At 29.8% G+C, this 21,129-nt stretch carries 18 protein-coding genes and 2 pseudogenes; 8 read left to right on the forward strand and 12 right to left on the reverse strand.

Going from position 1 to position 21,129, the window contains the following annotated elements:
* The 4 genes from QNK89_RS01220 to QNK89_RS01235 all read left to right on the forward strand — a co-directional run.
* On the forward strand, positions 1-204 hold a 204-nt coding region (locus tag QNK89_RS01220; RefSeq protein WP_340169160.1), incomplete at its 5' end, for a DUF4834 domain-containing protein.
* A 30-nt stretch (positions 205-234) separates the two neighbouring features.
* Positions 235-2,721 carry a YfhO family protein gene (locus QNK89_RS01225; protein WP_340169161.1) on the forward strand — a complete coding sequence of 829 codons (2,487 nt, stop codon included), beginning with the start codon at positions 235-237 and terminating at the stop codon, positions 2,719-2,721.
* Positions 2,722-2,793: 72 nt separating this feature from the next.
* Entirely contained in the window at positions 2,794-4,083 is a 1,290-nt protein-coding gene (locus tag QNK89_RS01230; protein WP_340169162.1) for a glycosyltransferase, read from the forward strand.
* A 33-nt stretch (positions 4,084-4,116) separates the two neighbouring features.
* Positions 4,117-5,571 carry a polysaccharide biosynthesis C-terminal domain-containing protein gene (locus QNK89_RS01235; protein ID WP_340169163.1) on the forward strand — a complete coding sequence of 485 codons (1,455 nt, stop codon included), beginning with the start codon at positions 4,117-4,119 and terminating at the stop codon, positions 5,569-5,571.
* 139 nt (positions 5,572-5,710) lie between these two features.
* Here the strand turns inward: QNK89_RS01235 and QNK89_RS01240 are convergent, their stop codons facing one another.
* Positions 5,711-6,751, reverse strand: a complete 1,041-nt coding sequence (locus QNK89_RS01240; RefSeq protein WP_340169164.1) for a hypothetical protein — start codon at positions 6,749-6,751, stop codon at positions 5,711-5,713.
* 127 nt (positions 6,752-6,878) lie between these two features.
* Here QNK89_RS01240 and QNK89_RS01245 point away from each other — a divergent pair, with 127 nt between their 5' ends.
* On the forward strand, positions 6,879-7,490 hold the full coding sequence (locus QNK89_RS01245) for a DEAD/DEAH box helicase (protein WP_340169165.1): 612 nt from the start codon (positions 6,879-6,881) through the stop codon (positions 7,488-7,490).
* Between the two features lie 98 nt (positions 7,491-7,588).
* Positions 7,589-7,941: pseudogene (locus QNK89_RS01250) on the forward strand (DUF2085 domain-containing protein).
* A 109-nt stretch (positions 7,942-8,050) separates the two neighbouring features.
* Here QNK89_RS01250 and uvrA read toward each other — a convergent pair.
* Positions 8,051-10,837: pseudogene (gene uvrA, locus QNK89_RS01255) on the reverse strand (excinuclease ABC subunit UvrA).
* Positions 10,838-11,070: 233 nt separating this feature from the next.
* Here uvrA and QNK89_RS01260 point away from each other — a divergent pair.
* Positions 11,071-11,655, forward strand: a complete 585-nt coding sequence (locus QNK89_RS01260) for a sigma-70 family RNA polymerase sigma factor (protein WP_340169166.1) — start codon at positions 11,071-11,073, stop codon at positions 11,653-11,655.
* 229 nt (positions 11,656-11,884) lie between these two features.
* Here the strand turns inward: QNK89_RS01260 and QNK89_RS01265 are convergent, their stop codons facing one another.
* Positions 11,885-12,433, reverse strand: coding sequence for a hypothetical protein (locus tag QNK89_RS01265; RefSeq protein ID WP_340169167.1), 549 nt, complete (start codon positions 12,431-12,433; stop codon positions 11,885-11,887).
* Positions 12,434-12,481: 48 nt separating this feature from the next.
* The gene (gene nth, locus QNK89_RS01270) at positions 12,482-13,138 is read right to left on the reverse strand and encodes an endonuclease III (RefSeq protein WP_340169168.1); all 657 of its coding nucleotides are present in this window, start codon (positions 13,136-13,138) and stop codon (positions 12,482-12,484) included.
* A 45-nt stretch (positions 13,139-13,183) separates the two neighbouring features.
* Here nth and bcp point away from each other — a divergent pair, with 45 nt between their 5' ends.
* Positions 13,184-13,639 carry a thioredoxin-dependent thiol peroxidase gene (gene bcp / locus QNK89_RS01275; RefSeq protein ID WP_340169169.1) on the forward strand — a complete coding sequence of 152 codons (456 nt, stop codon included), beginning with the start codon at positions 13,184-13,186 and terminating at the stop codon, positions 13,637-13,639.
* Between the two features lie 51 nt (positions 13,640-13,690).
* Here bcp and QNK89_RS01280 read toward each other — a convergent pair whose 3' ends face one another.
* The 8 genes from QNK89_RS01280 to QNK89_RS01315 all read right to left on the reverse strand — a co-directional run bounded on the left by QNK89_RS01280 (position 13,691) and on the right by QNK89_RS01315 (position 21,018).
* Entirely contained in the window at positions 13,691-14,455 is a 765-nt protein-coding gene (locus tag QNK89_RS01280) for a CDP-alcohol phosphatidyltransferase family protein (RefSeq protein WP_340169170.1), read from the reverse strand.
* Between the two features lie 289 nt (positions 14,456-14,744).
* A complete protein-coding gene (locus QNK89_RS01285) occupies positions 14,745-15,326 on the reverse strand; it encodes a hypothetical protein (RefSeq protein ID WP_340169171.1) in 582 nt (193 codons plus the stop codon).
* Positions 15,327-15,383: 57 nt separating this feature from the next.
* Positions 15,384-17,804, reverse strand: coding sequence for a TonB-dependent receptor (locus tag QNK89_RS01290; protein WP_340169172.1), 2,421 nt, complete (start codon positions 17,802-17,804; stop codon positions 15,384-15,386).
* 62 nt (positions 17,805-17,866) lie between these two features.
* Positions 17,867-18,196, reverse strand: coding sequence for a hypothetical protein (locus QNK89_RS01295; protein WP_340169173.1), 330 nt, complete (start codon positions 18,194-18,196; stop codon positions 17,867-17,869).
* Positions 18,197-18,691 (reverse strand): DUF6787 family protein, encoded by a 495-nt coding sequence (locus QNK89_RS01300; RefSeq protein WP_340169174.1) that lies wholly within the window; start codon positions 18,689-18,691, stop codon positions 18,197-18,199.
* Positions 18,692-18,720: 29 nt separating this feature from the next.
* Positions 18,721-19,158, reverse strand: coding sequence for a DUF6146 family protein (locus QNK89_RS01305; RefSeq protein WP_340169175.1), 438 nt, complete (start codon positions 19,156-19,158; stop codon positions 18,721-18,723).
* A 116-nt stretch (positions 19,159-19,274) separates the two neighbouring features.
* The gene (locus QNK89_RS01310) at positions 19,275-19,946 is read right to left on the reverse strand and encodes a DUF937 domain-containing protein (RefSeq protein ID WP_340169176.1); all 672 of its coding nucleotides are present in this window, start codon (positions 19,944-19,946) and stop codon (positions 19,275-19,277) included.
* Positions 19,947-20,055: 109 nt separating this feature from the next.
* Positions 20,056-21,018 (reverse strand): D-2-hydroxyacid dehydrogenase, encoded by a 963-nt coding sequence (locus tag QNK89_RS01315; protein ID WP_340169177.1) that lies wholly within the window; start codon positions 21,016-21,018, stop codon positions 20,056-20,058.
* Positions 21,019-21,129 lie beyond the last annotated feature (111 nt).

A 21,129-nucleotide genomic window follows, 5' to 3' on the forward strand; every position in this document is an offset into this window, starting at 1 on the left:
TCAAAATATTTTGGACCATTAATACTAAAATACTTTACTAAAAAAGCAACCGAACGTTTTAGTGGACAGTTTAAAGACTTTGGAAACCAAAGGCAACAACCTCCTCCAAAAAAAGAAGGCGAAATAAGTATAGATAATATGCCTAGAAATAAAACTTCAAACAAAACGGTTGGCGAATATGTAGATTACGAAGAAATTGATTAATTTTCGGTTTTAAGAATTATTCTATTATTTATGCAATCAACTTTAAAAAAAATCTTGCCACATATACTTGTGTTGGTAGGGTTTATTATTCTGTCCTTAGCCTATTTTAGTCCTGTTTTACAAGGAAAACAAATATTGCAAAGTGATATTTTGCAATATAAAGGTATGGCCAAACAGCAACTCGATTTTAAAGAGAAAACTGGAGAAGAAGCCTATTGGACAAACAGTGCTTTTGGTGGTATGCCTACTTATCAATTAGGAGCAAGGTACCCTTATACTTATATAAAAAGTTTAGATTTAGGACTTCGGTTTCTAACACGACCAGCAGATTATCTCTTCTTATATTTTGTAGGCTTATATATATTACTGTTATGTCTAAAAGTAAATTTCAAACTTGCAGCACTTGGTGCATTGGCATTTGGCTTCTCCACGTATTTAATAATAATTCTTGGTGTTGGTCATAATAGTAAAGCACATGCAATAGCCTACATGCCATTGGTTTTAAGTGGTATTATTTTAACCTTTAGAAAAAAATACATAATAGGATTTACAGTTACTGCCATTGCTATGGGATTAGAACTCGTGGCAAATCATTTTCAAATGACGTATTATTTAATGTTTCTAGTAATTATTATTGGAATTGTTTATTTAATAGATGCTTATAAGAAGAAAATAGTACCACATTTTTTTAAATCAATAGGTGTTTTATTAGCAGCTGTAATTCTTGCAATTGGTTTAAATGCTACTAATATTATGGCTACGCAAGAATACGTAAAAGAGAGTACCCGTAGCAAATCAGAATTAACCATAAACCCAGATGGTTCTCCAAGAAAAGAAATTAGTTCTGGCTTAGTTAGACATAAAATAACAGAATATAGTTATGGGTATTGGGAAACATTCAACCTATTTATACCACGGTTTCTAGGTGGAGGAATGCGTGAAGATTTAGGTAAAGACTCTGCCTTTTATAAATTTTATAGAAGTAGAAATGTGCCTCCTTATGAGGCTTCAGAAGCTGCTAAAGTAATTCCAACTTATTGGGGGAATCAACCAATTGTAGAAGCTCCAGCTTATATTGGGGCAGTAATATTATTTTTATTTGTTTTTGCATTGTTTATGGTAAAAGGCAGATTGAAATGGTGGTTGGTTTCGTGTTCAATTTTAGCATTATTACTGTCCTATGGTAAGAATTTAAGTGTGCTTACCGACTTTTTCATCAATTATGTCCCTTTATACGATAAATTTAGAGCTGTTACATCAATACAAGTGCTATTAGAATTGTGTGTGCCAATTTTGGCTATTTTTGGATTAGTGAGGTTACTTAATGATTTTGAAAAAGATGAAAACAAACATAAATCTTTAAAATTCGCGACTTTAATCACTGGAGGATTATGTGTGTTATTTTTAATCTTTAGATATACGGGTATTTTATTAAGCTTTGAAGGTATTAGAGATGCAAGTTGGGCAGAAGTAAGAGGTCAAGATTTTGTTGATGCTATTGTAGCAGACAGAAAATCTATTTTCGTTAGCGACACCTTACGTTCATTAGTATTAGTATTGCTTTCAGCAGGAGCGATATATATGTTTATTAAACAGAAAATTTCTGAAAATAAAGTTATTATCGTATTTGCTTTATTAATTGTTTTCGATTTAGTTGGAATTGATAGACGTTATGTAAATACAGAAAATTTTGTATCGAGTAGGGAAGTGCAAAGGCCTTTTCAACCGAATAAAGCAGATCAGATGATATTGAGTGACCCCGATCATTTTAGAGTGTATGATGTTAGTTCTGGCGGTGGTCGAGCTGTTTCTCAAAAAGTTAATGATATGACAAATGGTGGAAATTCTGCACCTTATTTTCATAACACAATTAATGGATATCATGCAGCAAAACCTAAGCGTATTGATGAACTTTCAGATTTTTATGATTTTACAAGACACATAGAAATTCTTAACTTGCTAAATGTTAAATATATTATTAGTGAAGATGAAAGTAATGAGTCTTATTCTTTTTTAAATTCTGATGTTAACGGAAATGCATGGTTTGTAGAAACTTTGACAGAACTAAATTCAGCAGACGAAGAAATTGTGTCTTTAGCAAAATTGAATTCTAAAAAAGATGCTGTAACTACAGATTACACACAAGAATATGTTTTAAAAGATAAATTTAATACGTACACATATACAACAGACTCTTTAGCATCAATTAAAGTATTAGAATACAAACCAAATTACATTAAATACGAATCTAACAATCTAAATGAAGGTTATGCTGTGTTTTCAGAAATGTACTATAAAAATGGTTGGAATGTTTACCTAGATAATGAAAAGTCAAACTATAATCGTGTAGATTACCTTCTACGAGGTATGGCAATTCCTAAAGGAAAGCATGTTGTAGAGTTTAAGTTTGAACCTCAAGTAGTAAAAACAGGAAGTTCTATAACTTTAGCAAGTTCTATTATTTTTCTATTAATAGTATTAGGAGGCTTATTTTTTAAATTTAAAAGGAAGAAATAATTTATTTCAAACATAAAGGAAACACTAAATAAACTTTAATATTTTACTCAAGTTTTCGTTGGAACATTATAAATGAATAAAAAAAAAGTTTTGATCATTGTATATTATTGGCCTCCAGCAGGAGGTCCAGGTATACAACGATGGTTGAAATTTGTAAAATATTTACCTCAATTTAATGTTGAACCCATTGTTTATCATCCATCTAACCCTATTTATCCACAAATAGATAACAGTTTGTTAGATGAAGTGCCAATTAATATAACAATACTTAAACAACCTATTAATGAACCCTATAAACTAGCTAGTTTGTTTTCTAAAAAAACAACTAAAACTATTAGTAAAGGTATTTTTCCAGACGAAAAAAAGCAAACTATAGTTCAGAAAGCAATGCTTTTTGTGCGCGGTAATTTTTTTATTCCTGATGCTAGAAAAAATTGGATAAATCCTTCAGTTAAATATCTGTCTTCTTATATTAAAGATCATGATATAGACACCATAATCACTTCTGGTCCACCACATAGTTTACATCTTATTGGCTTAAAATTAAAGCATAGCATGAATGTAAATTGGATAGCAGATTTTCGAGATCCATGGACAACCATAGGCTATCACAAACAATTAAAGCTAACCAAAGCCTCAAGAAATAAACACAAAAAACTTGAAAGTGAAGTGCTTAACAATGCAGATACTATTATTGTTACAAGTAATGTTACAAAAACAGAATTTCAATGTTTAACTAAAAAGCCAATAGAAGTAATTACAAATGGTTACGATGTAGAAACTATTAGCTCTCAAGTATTAGATAAACAGTTTACTTTAGCTCATATTGGTTCATTTTTATCTAAACGTAATCCTGAAATTTTATGGCAAGCATTACAAGAATTAGTTTCAGAAAATAAAGATTTTGCAAAGTGTTTCAAACTTAATTTAGTTGGATTAGTTGGAGAGGAAATTATTAATGCAATAGAAAGGAATGATTTAACTAAATATTTAAATAATGTTGGTTATGTTTCACATATAGAGTCTCTTGGGTATCAACAAAAATCTCAAATTTTATTATTAGTTGAAATTGATTCTAAAGATACAAAAGCTATTATTCCAGGAAAACTGTTTGAATACATGGTTTCTAATAGACCAATAATTGCTATTGGACCTGCTGGTTCTGATGTGGAAAGTATTATTAATAAAACCAACACAGGAGATTATTTTTATTATGATGCTTTGTCTGAATTAAAAATGAAACTACTAGTTCATTTTGAAGCTTTCAAAATAGGAAGTCTAAAGGCAAATCCAATAGGAGTTAGCCAATATAGTAGAGAGAATTTAACAAAAAAATTATCGGAAGTTATTCTAAAATCATAGGATTTGGGTTTTTTTTTGAAAATTTAGAAATGTATGGGAATTGTAATTAAACAATCTATTCAAAACACTATCACAACCTATTTTGGTTTTGCAATAGGTGCTATAAATACATTATTTCTTTACACCAATTTCTTAACAGACGAGTATTATGGATTAGTAGGTTTCTTGTTGTCAACTGCTAATGTAATGATGCCATTTTTTATGTTTGGTGTAAGTAATACATTAGTTAAATTTTATTCATCTTATAAGACTAAAAATCAACAAAATAGCTTTTTAACCTTAATGCTGTTTTTGCCTTTGTTAGCAATTATTCCCATTGGTTTTATTGGTGTTTTAGGTTACGAAGCTATAAGTAATTGGTTAGCTTCAGAGAATGCAATAATTAAAAATTACGCTTATTTAATATATATAATTGCAATTGCAATGGCATATTTTGAAATCTTTTTTGCATGGAGTAAAATTCATTTTAAAAGTATGTTTGGTAATATTATGAAAGAGGTATTTCACCGTATCTGTATAATGGTTTTACTTTTTTCTTTGCATTATCAAGTCATTGATTTAGAGCAGTTTGTTATTTTTGTTGCTTTAGTATATGTTGTTAGAATGCTGATTATGAAATTTTATGCTTTCAGCTTAAGGTTCCCAAAATTGACATTTAGATTTAATTTCGATGTAGCATCTGTTTTAAAATATAGTTTCCTTATAATTATTGCTGGATCTGTAGCTATGTTTATGTTAGATTTAGATAAGTTTATGTTGGGAAAACTTATAGAAATCGAAAATATAGCCTATTACAATGTTGCAGTTTTTATAGCAATTGTAATTGCTGTTCCAGCAAGAGCTATGCATCAAATAACGTATCCTTTAACTGCAAAATTTATAAATGAAAACGATAACGTTTCACTTAAAGAATTATATAAAAAATCTTCTATAAACCTTGTTATTGTAAGTGGCGTAATTTTTACTTTAATTATTGTAAATATTAATCAGCTTTACACATTATTGCCAGAAGAGTACAGCCAAGCTCTGTTTGTGGTTATTATAATATCTGTTGTTAAACTAATAGATAACCTTTTAGGAATTAACAATTCAATTATTTTTAATTCAAATTATTATAGAATTATTCTCTTTTTTGGAGCCCTAATTATTTTTGTAGCAGTTTTGCTTAACTATATTTTAATACCAATTTATAATATTAAAGGTGCTGCAATAGCTACATTTTTGGCATTAATTTTATATAGGAGTTTAAAAATTTGGTATGTGAATAAGAAATTTAATATGCATCCATTTTCAAAATCTACATTATACGTGTTATTGCTAATTACATTATTATGTTTAGCGTTCTACTTTTGGGAATTTAGTTGGAGCCCAATACCTAATATACTTGTGAAATCGGTGTTTGTTACTGCTATATATGGTTTTGTAGTGTATCGTTTTCGCTTCTCTGAAGATATAACGATTCTTATTAATAAGATTTTAAAACGATAATTCTATTCTATATTAATGTTGTGATATTTTACGGTTTCAAACTTTTACAAGAAACGAAAATGTTTATAGCATAAAAAAAATCCTGAAACTTGCTTTGGGAAGACAAGAAACAGGATTTAACAATTAAAATATATTTCAACTATCGACTAGATCTGTTTCTAGTTGATGTACGTTTTGTCTTTGATGAGGATTTAGACGCTTTAGATTTTGTATTTCTATTCGTTGATACAACTCTTTTTTGAGTTCTTGGTGTACTTCGTTTTTTTGTTTTATTGGTACGTGTTCTTGTTTGAGATGCACTAGTTGTTCTAGTTCTTTTTGGAGAACTACTCTTGATGTTGCTACGTGTTCTTAGTGTAGCAGTAGTTGTGTTACTTCTAGTTCTTGGTGTAGAAGTAGTATTACCTCTTGTTCTAGTCGTTGAAGCAATAGTATTGTTACGTGTTCTAGTTCTAGGTGTAGACGCTAAACGCGTTCTACCGTCTGTTCTTGAAGCATAACTTCTGTTTCTTGTTACAGTATTACCTCTTCTGCTAGCAACAGCAGTCGAGCGTCTGTAATTATTTGTATAAGGTCTATCGTATCTGTAACGAATTGGAGTATAATATTTTCTATAAGGTTGGTTATAAATTACACAGTAGTTAACTGGAGGTAAAATATAAAACCTGTGCCATGATCTGTAAACATAAGCTCTGTTATACACATTTATAAAACCTGTACAACGGTCGAAAGCGTTAAACCTGTTGTAGTGCACAAATAATCCACCTACTCGTGTAATAAAACCTCTATTGTTATAGTTTATTCTAATATTTCCTGCTTGGCTAATTCTACCATAATAATCGTAAAATATAGGTGTGTTTTCAATTTGAATAATAGCTCCAAACTCATCATACTGTACATAGGCACCATAATCAAAACCAGAATTAAAACTAATATTTACATTGCTATTACCTACCGAAGCATTTACACTTGGTCCATAATTAAGCATATGAAAATCGAATTGTCCATCTGCATAAATTGAAAACTCAACACCTTGTTCTGTAAAAATAAATGAGTTTCCGTAACCTCTGTAAGAAGTAGAAGCATTATTTTCTAATATGTTTAAGTTGTTAGTGTTGTCTGCATTAACAGTGAAACTCGAAAGGAATAAAGCTGAAAATAAATAGATTGAATTTTTCATAATATTCGTTTTTAAGATTGAACAATTATATAAATACAAGCATCGTGCCAAAAACTAAAACGTTGTGGTTTTGTAAATTGAAGAAATACACGTAGTTTCGCGTTATACTTAAAGTAAGCAAGCAAATATGTCTTTTAAAAAATTAAACCCACAAATTTTAGAGGCTTTAGAATATAATAATTTTGAAGCACCAACACCAATACAAAAAAAAGCATTACCAATAATAAAAGGAGGAGCTAATTTATTTTGTGTTGGAAGTAAAGGTTGTGGAAAAACAACAACTATTATTATTAGTGTGCTGCAAAAACTAAAATATAAAATAGAAGGAGATGCACCACGTGCTTTAATTTTAGTAGAAACCAAAGCTGAAGCTCTAAAACTTAAGGAAGAATTTGAGAAATTTGTAAAACCAAGAAGTCTTAGAATTTATACTGCTTACGATGAGCAAACGCTAGATCAACAACGTGAAGAGATTTATTACGGACAGGATATTTTAATAGCTACACCTAAGCGCTTAAATAAGCTGTATTTGTTAAATAGTTTAGATTTAAGCCAATTAAAACTATACATTCTAGAAGATGCAGAATTTGCAGAAAAAGGATTATACTTTGCAGCAATTAACCGCATACCAGAAAGTATAGATAAATGTCAATATCTTGTTTTTGCAGAAAAATTGAGCCCTAGATTAAAACGTTTTGAAGACACGTTTATGTATCGTTCGCAGATTATTAAAGTTTAATATTTGATAACTTAACAACAAATAATCTTTTAATAATTTTTAAGATTGAATCCTTAAACTTTGTGGTTGCTTAAAAAAATAAGCAAATATTATTCTGAATGATTAAAATAAGTGATTATAAAATAAAAGGAGCCAAATTAAGTTTCTCCTATTGTCATAGATTACCTGAACGTTCATTTTTTTACCAAGGAAAACAACTTCCATTATGTTCAAGATGTACAGGTATTAATTTAGGATATTTTATTTTGCCTTTATTTTTATTTGGAATTATAAGAATCCCTTGTGGTGGTCTATATTAATGGTTTTACCAACATATATAGATGGTACAATACAAGCATATACAAAATACGTTAGTAATAATACATTAAGATTTATAACAGGAATTGTTTCAGGAATAGGTACAATGTCTTTAGTCTCAAAAAGCGATTTTATGAGAACGGTTGGTTTATAAGTCTTATAAAAACAAGTTCTATAACATTTATATATTTTATGCTAATAATTCTAATAGCAATACCAATACTTTTAATGTTCTCGTTTTATAATTATTAAAATTAAAAATTTTAAAGTTTTTCTTTTAGGTATTTACCAGTTTCAGAACTCTTTACTTTAACAATGTCTTCTGGTGCACCAAAGGCAACTAGTTGTCCTCCATATTCACCACCAGTTGGTCCTAAATCTATAATGTGATCTGCACATTTTATAAGTTCTAAATTATGTTCTACAACAATTATAGAATGTCCTTTCTCAATTAAGGCATTAAAAGATTTTAGTAGTTTTTGAATATCATGAAAATGTAAGCCAGTAGTAGGTTCATCAAAAATAAACAAAGCAGTTTCCTTCGTGTTTCCTTTTCCTAAAAAAGATGCCAGCTTAATACGTTGTGCTTCACCACCTGACAGTGTAGAAGAGCTTTGACCTAACGTTACATAGCCTAAGCCAACATCTTGTAAGAGTTGTAATTTGTTTTTTATTTTGGTAACATGGTTAGCATCAAAAAACGCAATGGCATCGTCGATAGTCATGTTTAAAATATCATCTATATTTTTATCAGCAAAAGTGACTTCTAGAACTTCTTTTTTAAAGCGCTTGCCTTTACATGTCTCACATTCTAAGTGTACATCTGCCATAAATTGCATTTCAATAGTTACCTGTCCTTCACCTTTACAGGTTTCGCAACGTCCACCATCTACATTAAAGCTAAAATGTTTTGCAGCATAATTTCTTATAGCGCTTAGTTTTTGTTTACTGTAGAGCGCTCTAATATCGTCGTATGCCTTTATGTATGTTACAGGATTTGAACGTGAAGAACGGCCAATAGGATTTTGGTCTACAAATTCTATGTGCTTTACATTGCTATAATTGCCTTTTAATTCTGAAAACTGTCCGGGTTTATCACCAAAACCGGTAAGTTGTTTTTGAAGTGCTGGATATAAAATTTTCTTTACCAAAGTACTCTTTCCACTTCCAGAAACTCCAGTAATTACAGTTAGCATACCTAAAGGAAAGCTAACATCTATGTTTTTTAAATTGTTTTCGCGAGCACCTTTAATTTCTATACTATATTTAGAAGTACGTCGTTTTTTTGGCACGTCAATTTTTAAGGTTTCGTTTAAGTATTGAGCAGTAAGTGAGTTTGAAGCTAAGATGTCTTTAAATGTGCCTGTAGCAACAACATGACCACCAAAAGTTCCAGCTTCAGGACCAATATCTATAATCTCGTCTGCTTCCTTCATAATGTCTTCATCATGCTCAACAACAATTACAGTATTACCTAGATCTCGCAAGGCTTTTAACACTAGAATTAGTCTTTCGGTATCTTTTGGGTGTAAGCCAATACTAGGCTCATCGAGAATATACATAGAGCCTACAAGACTACTACCAAGTGATGTTGCTAAATTTATACGCTGACTTTCTCCACCAGAAAGTGAATTAGATTTTCTATTTAATGTTAAATAATCTAAACCAACGTTAGATAAAAAAGCGAGTCTGTTTTTAATTTCTTTTAATAAGCGTTTAGCAATAATAGTATCGTTATCGTTTAGTTCTAATTGTTTAAAGAATGCTGTTAGTTTATCTAATGGCATTTCAACTAAATCTGTTAAAGTAGCATTACTAATTTTAACATAATTAGCTTCTGGTCTTAAACGCTTACCATTACAGATTTTACATTTTGTTTTACCTCTGTAACGCGAAAGCATAACACGGTTTTGAATTTTATACGCTTTGCTTTCTAGTTCAGTAAAAAATGAATTTAAACCTTCAAAATATTGGTTTCCTTCCCAAATTAAGTTTTGGTCTTTTTCTGTTAATTCGAAATAGGGTTTATGAATTGGGAAATTAAATTTATGAGAGTTATTAACCAGTTGATCGCGATACCAACTCATGCTTTCTCCACGCCATGGAAAAATAGCATTTTCGTAGACAGATAAAGCAGTATTAGGGATTACTAAGTCGTCATCAATACCAATAACATCTCCATAACCTTCGCATATAGGGCATGCTCCATAAGGATTGTTAAAACTAAATAAATGAGCGTTTGGTTCTAAAAAAGTTATGCCATCAAGTTCAAATTTATTAGAAAATTGTCGAGTACTATTATCGCTTAGCTGTTCTATAAAACATTCACCTTTACCTTCAAAAAAAGCAGTTTGTATTGCATCCGCTAGTCGGTTATAAAAATCTTCATCATCTTTTATTACAATTCTATCAACTACTAAAAAAAGGCCTTTTGTTTTTTTAGTAATACCTTCTGCTTTGTCTAGACGAACAACTTCACCGTTTACTTTAATTCTTGCATAACCTTGTGCATTTAGTGCTTTAAGCTTGTCGCTCATTTCTCGTCCTTCTTCTAAATGATTAGAAGCTAGTATTAATTATTTTTCACCTTTAGCTTTAGATTTTTTATAATTTAAAACATCGGTAACACTATCCTTTTTTACTTCTTGACCAGAAACAGGAGAATAAGTTTTGCCTATTCTAGCAAATAATAACTTAAGATAGTCGTAAATTTCTGTAGTTGTACCAACTGTAGAACGTGGATTTGTAGAATTTACTTTCTGCTCAATTGCAATAGCAGGAGCAATACCTTTTATATAATCTACTTTTGGTTTATTTAAACGTCCTAAAAACTGTCTCGCATAACTTGAAAGACTTTCTACATAGCGTCTTTGTCCTTCAGCATATAGCGTATCAAATGCTAAACTAGACTTACCAGAACCAGATAAACCAGTAATAACTACTAATTTATTTCTAGGAATTACAACATCTATATTTTTTAAGTTGTGCAGTTTTGCACCTTTAATTATAATATTATGTTTTGGGTTTACTTCGGAAAGCTTAGTATTCATAGCTGTTTTAGTGTGAAAAAAAAAACAAAGATAACACTTAAATAGGAGCTTATAAAAAAGTTTATTGTGTAATAAAATGTTAAAAATTTAAATTTTTTTTGTTTTTTCGGAATGAATGTTGTTATATTACATCAATAATAATAAACTAAATTAGCAAGCCTATAACATAAAACTACTTTTAAATTTAAGAACTCCTGCTGAAGCCCTAACTTCTGCAATTAAAAGTAATGATTATGCGAAAAGACCTTATATCGGATGCTACTCTTGTTTGTAGTTATATTAATGGCGACGAATCTTCTCTAGAAGTTTTAATAAAAAGACACAAACAACGTATTTACAGTTTTATCTATTCTAAAGTTTACGATAGAGATATTGCTGAAGATGTTTTTCAGGACACCTTTATCAAAGTTATTCGTACTTTAAAAAGAGGAAAGTATAATGAAGAAGGTAAATTTTTACCTTGGGTTATGCGTATTGCTCACAATTTAGTTATCGATCATTTTAGAAAAAACAATCGTATGCCTAAGTTTGATAATAGTGGAGAGTTTAGCATTTTTTCTGTTTTGAGTGATACAAGTTTAAATGCAGAAAAAGCACTTATTAAAGACCAAGTAGAAAGTGATGTTAGGCGTTTAATTGAAGAATTGCCTAGTGATCAAAAAGAAGTTTTAGTAATGCGTATGTATCAAGATATGAGTTTTAAAGAAATCTCTGAACGTACTGGTATTAGTATAAACACAGCATTAGGACGTATGCGTTATGCGTTAATTAATATGCGTAAAGTAATAGAAAAACATAATATTATTTTAACAAATTAATACCTGTACAATATTAGAGTAATTAATACGTTATTTATTTGAACCAATAAACAAATACATGGCGAAAATTTACTCTGAAAATTCTAAAAAAAACAAAGAAATGATCCCAAAAGATGAAACCATTAGTTTCATTCTTAATTATTCCAAAGCTTTAAGTGTTATAAATTATAAAAAAATGAAGTTTGAAGCGCTTCTGAATTAGACTCTAAAAAATCCTGATTAATTTTAATCAGGATTTTTTTTTGAATTGTAGTTCTAGATAATTTTGGGTAGTTAAATATTCTTTTCTAAGTGATTCTAAATATAGAACCACTTTTTCTTTTTCGGGATAGTTTTCTTTTAAGCAATTCTTTAAGTCATCATTATAAACCGTAAGTAAAATATACCATTTGCCAGTTCTTTTAGAATAATTGTCTTCAAATAGTCTAGAATTTCCATTTGCATCTCTTTTAGCATCAATAATTACAAATGGCAAATTAATAGTTTGTGTTTCGCGTTCTGTTTCACTATAAGATAAATAATAAGTTGTGTTATCTATTTTAAAAGGCGTGTTAGCACCAACATCTAAATGACTTAAATTATATCTTGCATTTAAATAATCGTAAAACTCACCAGCATCTATAGGGTCATTAAACACAAACGCTGTTGTTTTTGGTAACTTTCGTTTAAATTTTTTTGCTACAACTATTTTATGGGTTTCAATTTCTGGAGCAATTTTAACAGGTATGCATGAAGAGTTTAATAGTAATAAAACAAGAAGGAATAGATACTTTTTCATGAGTTATATTTCACATTATGTATCAATTATTAGACCACTGTAGCGGTTCTATTTTCTAGATTTATTATAATCCTTTAAAACAGTACTTCTTCCAATTGTTTTTGTAATAATATCTTTCTCTAAATTCCAACCACGAGCAGGTGAGTATTCTCTGCCATACCAAATAATTTGAAGATGTAAATCGTTCCAGGTTTCTTCAGGAAATAATCGTTTTGCGTCTTTTTCGGTTTGTGTTACATTTTTACCATTAGTTAAATTCCATCTGTACATTAGTCTATGAATATGAGTGTCTACAGGAAAAGCTGGTACACCAAAAGCCTGAGACATTACCACACTTGCCGTTTTGTGCCCAACAGCAGGTAAAGCCTCAAGTGCTTCAAAACTTTTTGGAACCTCACCATTGTGTTTATCTATAAGTATATGAGACAGTCCATGAATACCTTTACTTTTCATTGGTGATAATCCGCAAGGTCTAATAATGGCTTTTATTTCTTCAACACTCATTTTAATCATATCGTAAGGATTATCTGCTTTAGCAAAAAGCAATGGTGTAATTTTATTAACGCGCACATCTGTACATTGTGCAGACAATAAAACAGCAATTAAAAGTGTGTATTGGTCTTTATGATCTAAAGGTATAGGAATTTCAGGATATAATGTATTTAACGTATTTATAACAAAATCTACCTTTTCTTGCTTAGTCATTAGTTGTATTTTTGAACTATTAGATATAAATTCAAAATTACAACTATGAATACATTAAAACAAGGTGATAAAGTACCAGATTTTACAGTAAATAATCAGGATGGAAAAGCTGTCTCTTTATCAGATTTTAAAGGAAAAAAGTTAGTCGTCTTTTTTTATCCAAAAGCTAGTACACCAGGTTGTACTGCAGAAGCTTGTAACTTAACAGACAATTACAAAGCTCTACAAAATAAAGAATACGAGATTTTAGGTGTAAGTGCAGACAGTGAAAAAAGGCAAACAAATTTTAAAACAAAGTATAGTTTTCCGTTCGATTTATTGGCAGACGAAGATAAATCTGTAATAGAAGCTTTTGGTGTTTGGGGATTAAAAAAGTTTATGGGTAGAGAATATGATGGTATCCACAGAAAAACCTTTTTAGTTGATGAAAATGGAGTAGTGGCTCATGTAATTGATAAGGTTAAAACCAAAGATCATGCTGCACAGATTTTAGAGTTATAAAAATTTTATATTAAATTTATAATGAAGCACTCTTTTATAGGAGTGCTTTTTTTAGTAAAACACTTTCCTAATACCTATAAAAACAAAAACCATTAAAGTGTATAATAAGAAGAATGGTAGAATAAATTGTTTAAATCCTAAAACTAGCATTACGGCAATAATTAATAATTGAAAGCCTAATCCAAAAGTAGAAATACTCGTCATTAACCAATTTGGAAATATTTTACCTTTACTCGCATCATGGTCTAATTTGTAAATAATACTATCAAATGCTCTATATAATAGTTTGTAGAACTTAAAAAGGAAGGTTACATGCTTTTGTTTTTCACCTGGTAAAGCAACAGGTATTTCGTCTTCGAATATGCGACTTGTAGTGTCGCCATCAAATTTATTTCTTAAAATAACATAATAGTAATTGTATAGTGTGCCTTGTAATTGTATGCCTAAAAATGCAAATATAGTAAGCCAAATGCTGGTGTCTGTAATATACCAGAGCGCAATAAAAATAAGAGCATTTAAAATGATGTCTGAAATAGAATCTAAAAACCTACCAGTATAAGATGGTGTTTGTTTAACACGAGCTAATTCGCCATCAGCAGCATCTAAAATAGATTTTAAAATTAGAAAAAAACCAGCAAACCAATAGTGATTATTTATAATACAACATATAGCAAATAATCCCGAAATAATAAAAGCTATAGTAACGTGAATAGGAGTAAAGGCAGTGTTTTTTAAGCTATTTGCAATAACTCTAGCTATTGGTCTCCCGTAATCTGAAAGATCAATAAACTGATGTTCCTTTGGTAGTTTAGACATGTTTTGTCATAGAAATCTGTACTGTGGAATATACCAATATAATTATGTGTTAAATAATATTGGTCAAATATACGACAACTCATGTAAAACAAAAAAGTAGCATAATTAATATATTTTAGCAATAACAATCAAATAGAATTTAAAGAGTAGGTAGTTTATAATTTAATGAATAAAACATATATATATAGTTTATAAGCTGTTTTTCTATATTATAAAAATCATATATTTTTATAATAAAAGCCTATCAAGTTATATTTTGAAAGGCTTTTATAAAAAGGTATCTTTTTATTTATTCGATTTCCACTCCAAATGAGATGTCAATATCTGTATCTGTTCCTTCTGCAGTACCAAAACCGTCAGCATCACTTACACTAGGTGATTCATGGAAAAGTTGAATTGAAATATCTCCTGTTGAAGCAGTTGTACCTGCAGCCCATACAGTATTTACACCAAGCTTATTATTGTCAGATCTTGTGAAATCATCATCAGCTCTTTCCATTGTAAACTCTACAGATGTTGCACCATAAACAAAAAAGTGAGCATCTATTCCTGCTTGCTCTGATGTGATATCTTCTTCAAGAAAATCTCTATCAATATTAAACAGATCTAAAGAAGCATTATAAACTTCACCTGTATTGAATTCACCTGTAACAGTTTTTTCTCCTGCATCTATAACTTCGTCTAAGTTTGCGTCATCCCAAGTTAATACAACAGTATCTGTAGCATCAGCTTGATTAGTAAAAGTAAGTACTATACTTGTAATAGCTTCTTCTTCTTCAACTGGTGCTGGTGTACTGTCATCATCACTAGAACATGATGCTAAAAGTATTAAGCCTAAAAAAGCGCTTGCATAAAATTTTGTTGTTTTCATTGTTTTAAAATTTAAAAAATTGATTTTCATAGTGGTAAAATTTAAAATGTTTGTTTTTTAATAATTTAATTGTAATTGTAATTTTATATTTCTTCCCATTTCATCAGCAAAGAATCGTAAACGGTTTAAATAATTTCTGTATTTAGTGTTAAAAACATTGTCAACACTAAGTCTAATATTCAAATTAGATTGTTTAAAAACTGGTAAGGTTAATTCTCCTTGAATATGCATTAAGTGATAAGCTGGAGGAGGACTAAGGTCTACATTTATATCGTCTTCATTGGCAATTGCCACTGTGTAATTATACTCGTTAGGGAATTCATTTTGTTTAAAAACCCATTCAGATTGTAAACTTGCGTTAAAATTATGCCATTTAGAATTTGTGTAACTAATACTATTAGTAGTAATAAATGGTGGAATATCTATTAAAGGTAAATCGGCTTTTTTGTCATAACCTTTTATAAAAGACGATTTGTGATTTGCATTTAAATTCTCTGTTATTTGATAATTTGTTGTAACATCTAGTCCAAAAATTGAAGCATTGGTTTGTGTGTATTCCCATGAAGGAAAAGGGCCTCTTATTAATGGAATTATTCCGTCTGAACTAGGAATTAAATTGATAAAATCATTTATGGTATTATAGTAAGATTCTACTTGTAAATTAAATTTAGAAGCATTGTAGGCATATGTTGCCGAAATACGATGAGAATGCTCACTATCTATACGAATGTCTCCTGTTTCTATTCTTGCTGCAGAATGATGTAAACCATCACTAAACATTTCTGAAGCATTAGGAGCTCTACTTGCTAAATTATATCCTAAACTTAAGTGTTGATTATCATTTAAATCATACTTAATTCCTATAGAAGCTGATATATTATGAAAGTCAAAAATTGGATTTGTTAAGTATTGTGAAGCATTAGTATTAATTACATCATTAATAACTTCACCAGCAACTACAGAACCAACAATAATATCTCTAAAATCTTCATCGTATCCTTGGTTTTCCCAAGCAGAAACTCTGTAGAATTTTAAAGCATCTATTCTACTAAAATCATAACGTAAACCAGAATCAACAATTAAGTTGTCTTTAATAGACCATTCATTTGTGGTATAAATGCCAAAGTCGTATTTATCGCAATCTGGTATTAAACGTCTAATACCTGTATCTGGATTTGCAAAATTATTTTGATATCTAGCCAGCAAACCAAAGTTATGCTTTTGCTCTTGGTTGTTATCAATTTTTGCATTTACAGAAACAGTGTGTGTTTGCAGTTTAAGATCAACAGCTGGTTTTTCGCTTCTACCACCTCGTCTTATGTCAAATTCAAAACGTTGGTTGTTTTGGTAGTCGTATTGTATATCTACTTTACCAAAATTTTTAAATCGTTTGTAATATGATGCTTTAAAAAGATTATGTTCTACTTCTTGCTTAGGCTCTATAATATCGTAACCTAGATCGTCTGTAAAAAGTGGTACAGGAGCATTAAGTGCAGTGGCTAAATTTTTTATGTTACCAATATGTGCAGACTTTAAAATACCAATTTCATTATCAAAGTAACTATAATATAACTCAAAACCAGATTCAAATTTATTTTTACCAAAACGTGCAGATATTCCTTTAGAGTTTAGACCTGTGTTGGTTAAATAATAATCTGGAGCTTTAAAATCACCATTTATTTTATAAGATCCTTGAACTTGACCAAACCATCCTGATTTATAATTTTTATTTATAGTAGAGGTAATATTATAACCACTCCCATTGGTTTGCCCACCAATTATAGTTCTCCCATAAACTGTATCTTTATTAATCACTCTATTTGGATTTATTACCACAACACCACCAATTGCGTCTCCTCCATAAGCTAATGCACCAGAACCTTTAATAACAGATATTTGACTAGCTGTATTTATATCAATATTTGGAGCATGTTCAATTCCCCATTCTTGGTCTTGCTGTCTTACTCCATTATTCATTATTAATATTCTACTACTATGTAAACCATTTATTATTGGTTTTACAATAGTGCTACCTGTATTTAATGATGAAACTCCTTGTACTTCTTTTAAAACATCACCAAGGCTCATAGCGCTATATTTATTTATAACATCAGATTTTATTATTGATTCTTGTCCAGTTTTAGTTTCTTTATTTATTCCAAAACTTTTAATAGAAACTTCACCTAGATCTTGTATGTGGTGTTCCATTATTATAGATTTATATGTATCTGCATCTATAACTATACTAATTTTCTTGGTTTCGCATGCTACATGTGAAACCACAAGATCTAGTATGCCTTTACATAAGTCTTCGACTTTAAATTTTCCATGACTATCTGAAACATAATATTTATCTAAGCTTTTACTATAAATAGTAGCTTGGTTAATTGGTGTTCCATCATGAAAATCTGAGATTTCTCCTAAAAAGGTATATGTACATTCTTGAGAATTAACAATATAAGATATTGTTAATGCCAAAAATATTAACAAATTTTTCATTGTATTTATTTAAGTGGGTATTTACTATTATCTTAATAAGACTAGCAAGTAGGAGGACCTCTTAAATATTTTGAATTTTGCTGATGATTGGAAAGAAAGTTATAATCTTTAATCTCTGTTTTATAGAAAGAAACAGGATTTGTTAAATTAAAACTATTATTTGTAATATATATGTTATGATTAATCTTAAACTTATAAAACTCACAGTCTATATCTACTTCATGAAAATGAGAATCTGAAGGGTTAATACAAACTTCATGTTTATGGTTTTCAAAAACATGTGCAAATTTAATAACTGAAGGTAATACAACAGCAAGTAATAGCAAGATTGCTATACTTCTATAAAAAATATGTTGTATTCTCTTTTCCATTTAATCTAAAAAACGCCCTAAACCAAAACGACGTAACATTTTCTTTTCGAATTTCCAGAAAAACTGACCTTGGCCAAGTAAATAACCTATAGTTACCAATAAAATTTGGTAGAAAACGAGACCAATGATAATATATAAAAACCAATATACAAAGACATTTAAGTTTTCTTTAGTAATTCCTATAAATTTAATGATTGGTCTCCCTATTAATACAGATGAAGATCCTGTGATAGCAAAAACAATAAAAATTCTTATAATTTCCCAACGTTGGTTTACAATCCATTTTTTTTCTAGCTTTTTAAAAAGAAATAAAACTAATTTTAAAAGGAAAAAACTAATTATTAGCGCAAGTACAATTTGAAATGCAACATGAAATGTTTTTAAAAATAATCCTGCAAGTTTAAAACTAGAGTAGAATAAAACCAATAAACCTATAATAGGAAATAGTAATTGCCAGTTTTTTGTAATTTCCCAACGTTTTTTAAATTGCTCCATTATTTAAAATTTGAAGTTGCAAATATAAATTAATTTTGAGGAATTCTTGTACCTAAAAGGTTCTGGTTATAATTGTTTTGAAAATAAACGAAGTAATTGTATATTTTATAATTAACATCGTAGCCATAATCGACCCCTTGTCTATAATTAATTTCCATTTCGTATAAGTTAGAATCGTAACGTGATGGATTTATTACACGACTATTCCATGCTTGTACATATCTAATGTTTTTACTTTCTAAGTAACCTTGTGTATAATAACCTTCAGGTTTAGCAATAGAGTCAAGGTAAGCACCAAAACCTGCTTCTATAATAATAATATCGTATTCTAATTTATCTCCAGAGATTTTAATAGTATCTCCTTTTTTTAATTGCACTGTTTTATTTTCTGGTGTTATATTTTCTTTAGAAGCATTACAAGCAAAAACCATAACTATAATAGTAAGTAATAGAAGTGTGTTTTTCATGAGTTTAATTTTTATTAAAAATACAAATTAATAAATGAGTTAAATAATATAACTAAAAAAGAGTCAAACCAAGGTTTGACTCTTTTAAATATTTAGTTTAATTCTTTTGTAAAATATTATTTACCAAAAAGACCACCTAATAAACCGCCAATACCACTGCTGCCACTACCACCTTTGGTAACTTGACCTAATACCATTCCTGCAACATCATCAATAATACTAACATCTCCATCGCTGTCTAACATTTTTTCAAGAAAATTTTGTTCTTGAGTAACTTCTCCAGTGTTGCTAGCTCCACCAAGTAATCCACCAAGTAATCCACCAAGTAAACCGCTTATGTCTCCTGCAGAACTAACTCCAGTTGCACTTGCTTGTTTTCCTAAAACACCCATTAAAATTGGTGCAGTAACTTTTAAAATATTTGCTACAGAACTAGCGTCTAAGCCAGATTTTTCACCTATAATTTTTTCAACTCCTTGTTGTCTTGAACCTAATACATGACCTAAAATTTTTGAACCATCATTTTTTACTTCATCGTCAACATCACCACCAAATAATCCACCAAGATTATCTAAGATACTACCATTATGTTTTCCTTGTATTGCTCCCATAAGTCCTTCCGCACCTTCTGGAGTTGAAGCATTACGTTGCATTGCTTTCATTAAAACAGGTAAAGCCATAGTAAGTACACTATTTGTTTTATTGGTATCGTTTCCTGTTGATCCTGCAACACCGCTAATGATTGATTTTCCTAAATCGCTTCCTAATAAATCTAAAATTCCTGACATCTTTTTATTTTGTTTATGTTGTTAATTAATCCGAAAGCACATAAAAAAAGCCTTAACGTTATTTTTAAGGCTTAGTTTTTGTAAAATGTTAAACTTAATCTATAAAGTGTTAGTTTTTTTTGGTGAGTAGCAAACTTTTAATTTGCGAGGCTAATTCTAAACCAATACGATCTTGTGCTTCGTTTGTAGCTGCTCCAATATGAGGCGTTAATGAAATTTTAGGATTCATTAATATTTGTACTGCTGGAGTAGGTTCATCTTGAAAGGTATCTAAACCTGCAAAAGAAACTTTACCACTATCTAGAGCATTTACTAATTCTACTTCATTTACAACACCTCCACGTGCAGCATTAACTAATCCAACACCATTTTTCATGATATCGAACTCTACTTTTCCTATAACATAATCTTTTTGTGCAGGAACATGTAGAGTAATAAAGTCTGAATGTTTTAAAACTTCTTCCATAGATTCAGTTTCAATTTCTATATTAATAAATTGGCCATTGTAGAATTCTACTTTAATGTCTGCCTTACCAACAAATTTATCTGTGGCTATAACTTTCATACCAACTCCTAAAGCTATTTTAGCGACTTCACGACCAATACGTCCAAAACCAATAACACCAAGTGTTTTTCCTCTTAATTCTACACCTTTAGCGTAGTTTTTCTTTAGTTTTTTAAATTGAGTATCTCCATCTAAAGGCATGTTTCTATTAGAGTCGTATAAATAACGAACACCTGTAAAAAGGTGAGCAAAAACTAATTCTGCTACAGATTGAGAAGAAGCTGCAGGTGTATTTATGACATGTACTCCTTTTTCGCGCGCATAGTCTACATCTATATTATCCATACCAACACCACCACGACCAATAATTTTTAAGTTTGGACATGCATCTATAACTTCTTTTCTTACAGTTGTAGCACTACGAACTAAAACAACACTAATTTTATTTTCATTAATATAATTTGCTAATTGTTCTTGCGCAACTGTTGTTGTAGATACTTCAAATCCTGCTTTTTCTAAGTTTTCTATTCCGCTTTGCGAAATACCATCGTTTGCTAATACTTTCATTATTATAGTTAAAAGTTAAAAGTTAAAATGTAAAAGTTTTGTGAACACTAAGCATTTCAACTTAAAGTTAATTTTATTTTATTAAAAATTCGAGTGAGCAACTGCTAACTA

This window comes from Lacinutrix sp. (assembly GCF_037625555.1).
Taxonomy (GTDB): Bacteria; Bacteroidota; Bacteroidia; order Flavobacteriales; family Flavobacteriaceae; genus Lacinutrix.

Bases quoted from the DNA above. Each gene is read 5' to 3' on its own strand.
- nth (WP_340169168.1), bottom strand. From the start codon at position 13,138: ATGACTAAGCAAGAAAAGGTAGATTTTGTTATAAATACGTTAAATACA.
- QNK89_RS01300 (WP_340169174.1), bottom strand. From the start codon at position 18,691: ATGGAGCAATTTAAAAAACGTTGGGAAATTACAAAAAACTGGCAATTA.
- QNK89_RS01315 (WP_340169177.1), bottom strand. From the start codon at position 21,018: ATGAAAGTATTAGCAAACGATGGTATTTCGCAAAGCGGAATAGAAAAC.
- QNK89_RS01235 (WP_340169163.1), top strand. From the start codon at position 4,117: ATGGGAATTGTAATTAAACAATCTATTCAAAACACTATCACAACCTAT.
- QNK89_RS01260 (WP_340169166.1), top strand. From the start codon at position 11,071: ATGCGAAAAGACCTTATATCGGATGCTACTCTTGTTTGTAGTTATATT.
- bcp (WP_340169169.1), top strand. From the start codon at position 13,184: ATGAATACATTAAAACAAGGTGATAAAGTACCAGATTTTACAGTAAAT.
- QNK89_RS01265 (WP_340169167.1), bottom strand. From the start codon at position 12,433: ATGAAAAAGTATCTATTCCTTCTTGTTTTATTACTATTAAACTCTTCA.
- QNK89_RS01225 (WP_340169161.1), top strand. From the start codon at position 235: ATGCAATCAACTTTAAAAAAAATCTTGCCACATATACTTGTGTTGGTA.
- QNK89_RS01240 (WP_340169164.1), bottom strand. From the start codon at position 6,751: ATGAAAAATTCAATCTATTTATTTTCAGCTTTATTCCTTTCGAGTTTC.
- QNK89_RS01310 (WP_340169176.1), bottom strand. From the start codon at position 19,946: ATGTCAGGAATTTTAGATTTATTAGGAAGCGATTTAGGAAAATCAATC.
- QNK89_RS01285 (WP_340169171.1), bottom strand. From the start codon at position 15,326: ATGAAAACAACAAAATTTTATGCAAGCGCTTTTTTAGGCTTAATACTT.
- QNK89_RS01305 (WP_340169175.1), bottom strand. From the start codon at position 19,158: ATGAAAAACACACTTCTATTACTTACTATTATAGTTATGGTTTTTGCT.
- QNK89_RS01295 (WP_340169173.1), bottom strand. From the start codon at position 18,196: ATGGAAAAGAGAATACAACATATTTTTTATAGAAGTATAGCAATCTTG.
- QNK89_RS01230 (WP_340169162.1), top strand. From the start codon at position 2,794: ATGAATAAAAAAAAAGTTTTGATCATTGTATATTATTGGCCTCCAGCA.
- QNK89_RS01245 (WP_340169165.1), top strand. From the start codon at position 6,879: ATGTCTTTTAAAAAATTAAACCCACAAATTTTAGAGGCTTTAGAATAT.
- QNK89_RS01280 (WP_340169170.1), bottom strand. From the start codon at position 14,455: ATGTCTAAACTACCAAAGGAACATCAGTTTATTGATCTTTCAGATTAC.